3 protein-coding genes are annotated in these 2,964 nt (G+C 43.8%); 1 reads left to right on the top strand and 2 read right to left on the bottom strand.

The window, feature by feature from the left end:
- Nucleotides 1–112 precede the first annotated feature (112 nt).
- Nucleotides 113–397 (top strand): hypothetical protein, encoded by a 285-nt coding sequence (locus Q0Y54_RS12490; RefSeq protein ID WP_297968619.1) that lies wholly within the window; start codon nt 113–115, stop codon nt 395–397.
- Between the two features lie 127 nt (nt 398–524).
- On the opposite strand, the gene Q0Y54_RS12495 is transcribed toward Q0Y54_RS12490, so the two are convergent.
- Nucleotides 525–1,070 (bottom strand): carbonic anhydrase, encoded by a 546-nt coding sequence (locus Q0Y54_RS12495; protein ID WP_297968622.1) that lies wholly within the window; start codon nt 1,068–1,070, stop codon nt 525–527.
- 63 nt (nt 1,071–1,133) lie between these two features.
- Complete coding sequence (locus Q0Y54_RS12500; protein ID WP_297968625.1) at nt 1,134–2,375, bottom strand: STAS domain-containing protein; 1,242 nt, start codon at nt 2,373–2,375, stop codon at nt 1,134–1,136.
- Nucleotides 2,376–2,964 lie beyond the last annotated feature (589 nt).

Here is a 2,964-nt window from a genome sequence, read left to right on the forward strand (position 1 = left end):
AAATTGTCAGAGGCTGAAGCCGCTGACGAAATAGGCATGACTTTGGAGGAATTTAGGAAAAATCTGGAGACTTGTTCAACTGTGCAATGATATTTGGCTATATCCCCGTTGATTGGCTGATAGAATGAGATTTTTGAAGGAAACCGATGAGGGGGTGGACAAGGTGTGTGAAATTATGGAAGAATTTGTTGCTAAAAGAGAGGCCCGAGCTGAAGCACGTGGAGAAGCCCGTGGAGAAGCCCGTGGAGAAGCCAGGGGAGAAAAGAAGGGCAGATTAAAAACAGTGATATCTTTATTAAAAAAAGGAAAATTGTCAGAGGCTGAAGCCGCTGACGAAATAGGCATGACTTTGGAGGAATTTAGGAATAACATGGAGGCTTGTACAACTTTGCAATGATATTCGCCTATACTCCCGTTGATTGGTTTTATTACTGATCAGCGATTTTCCGGCAAAAAAACAGGGCCTCACCGGGGGCTTTTCAGCGGTGTTCCATATATAATTTTTGAAATTGCAGGTACAAGGATTACAGCCATGTCACAACGCCGGTATGGATGTCGTAGATAGCACCGCTGATGGTCACACTGCCGATTTCCGAATGGCTGGCGAATTCATTTTTCAATCGCTCGACAGCATGCACCACGTTCAGGCAGCAGGCCTTATAGGGGTCCCTCTCTTCCCCCACGGCTTCCAGGATATCATCAGTGATGTATTTGATAAACCCATTGCTGTCACCGGAAAGGGCTGCAGAAACTGCGCCACAGCCAGTATGGCCGAGAACGATGATCTGGCTGCAATCCAGGTGCCCGGCAGCGTATTCAATACTTCCCAGCTGATGGTTATCCAGGACATTACCTGCCACGCGGATTACGAACAAATCTCCAATCATGGCGTTGAATATCTTTTCGGGTATGACCCGTGAGTCAGAGCAGCAGACTATGATGGCGTAGGGGTGCTGGCCCTGTTCTGCTGTTTGCTTCAGCAGGGAGCTGTCTGATGTTGCGACATATTTTTTGTTTCCATTATCAAGTATTGTGCGGATATTTTTCATTTTCGTGCCCTCCAGCATCATATTTTAGTTGATGTGTTCACTATACCACTACTTTGAGTGAATAATTTTCGTAATCTGTTCATCTTAGTGGGGAACCGTAAAACCCTTTTGAATGAATAGCTTTTCCATAGATGGATTGACATTGGTCAATGTTAAGTCTTTGCCCAGTGCTTTTTGTATGATAAGGAATACACGAATTCCGGCGGAGGTGATATAGCTCAGTTTGGCACAGTCAATTTCTGCCCCCACAGGTATGCCGGCAGTTTTTGTTTTTTCCCATGCCGTTAAAAGCTGCGGTGCTGCAAGGCTGTCCAGTCTGCCTCCTATGGTTGCCTTGAATATATTGTTTTCCAGAAGGCAGCTCATCTCGAAGGGGGTGGATTCTTGTTTGGGGTTATCGGCCTGCTGTCTTTTCTCATCAAGGGTTATAATCCAATAATGACAATCCTTCATGGCGGCTTTAAACCTTCTGATTTGTTCCTGTGTCAGCTGCTGGTAAATGTTTAAGCTGGGGATGTGTTCAGCCAGCGTTATTTTTTCGACTTTCATTCCGTGGCTGTTTATAAAATCCTCAGCTGTTTTTGATGAGCGGATAATATCATCAGGTTTGACTATCAACGGATTAGTCAGTTGGGCTACATCAGACTGCTGTTGGGCGGATTCTCTGGAGGCAGCCAGCTTTGCCAGTGAATTTTTGCCAAATATGGAACGGAAGCTATAAAAAAATTGCAGTATAAATTCCGGATCAGGCGTTATCCATAAACCGCCATGCAATTCAAGTATGCCACGGATATTGGAAACTACAGCGTCTGCCTCATGTGCGTCAAAATACATCATCATTCCCTCGGTGGTAATGCATAGCGGCCCCGTCACATTTTGCAGCGCAGTACGGATAGAGTCATAGTTGGTGGCATCTATACCGTGAAAGGAAATTTCGTCAGAGCTTGTAGTAAGGGTCCGAATGATAGGTTCTATTTCCTGTACTACAATGGGCAAATCAAGTCCGATGAACCCCATGCTTGCTTTGGACAGGTGCAAAGCCTTTGGGGTATATCCACAGGGCAGGTCAACACATACATGACAGCCGGAAGCTTTTATCAAAGAACACATGGTGCGATATTTTGTTTCAACCACCAGAGCATTGCCAAGTACAACATCAGGGTCAGTCATATTTTGTAGAGGGTCATGCTTTTCAAGTCCTAAGCCACGGACTATTGCAGAAGCATCAGAAATATCAGCGTTTTCCATAAGGCAGATGGCGGTTTTTGCTGTCATGAACACAGGGTTAGCTTGAGCCTGTGAAATTCGTTCAGTTTCATTTGTCATAGGGCAGACCTCCTATGGTTATATTATTTTAAGCTAGTTTTTTATTCGCCACCCAGATGTATTTTTCCTGTTTTTCGACAATACAAAAACCAAAATAGACTTAACGTAGTCCACTAAATGATTCCTTTTGGCAAAGTGGTGAATTTTTGAAATACAAGGGTGTATATTTAAGGAAAATGGGCGAATAATATTAGATGTATTCAATTTCAAATATGACTGGGGGAGGCAGCGGGGATTGCCACTGCATGGGCAGTAAAGCACGGTATGCCGGTGTCTGAGGTAAAATGGGATAAAATACCAGAAAATCAGCGAAGCTATGTCAGCCATGGCTAATAAATTACTCATCAAAAATGCTTTTCAGCAGGAAACTGAAATAGAGCAGCGAATGATGTGTGATAAGGCATCAGCTTTGGAGTAATAGATGAAAGACGGGACTGTTCCCTGATGAAATAATCAAAGGGGAGCAGTTCTTTATTTTTGTGACAATGCCCAATTTCCTATATACTGGTTAATTGTCAGTTTTCGTTGGAATAGTATAACGAGCTTTAAGATGTCCCCCACCTCTTTAGGTGGGGGAAAACAAACTACA

The sequence above is a fragment of the uncultured Anaerovibrio sp. genome (genome assembly GCF_947302755.1).
In the GTDB taxonomy this organism is placed as follows: domain Bacteria; phylum Bacillota; class Negativicutes; order Selenomonadales; family Selenomonadaceae; genus Anaerovibrio.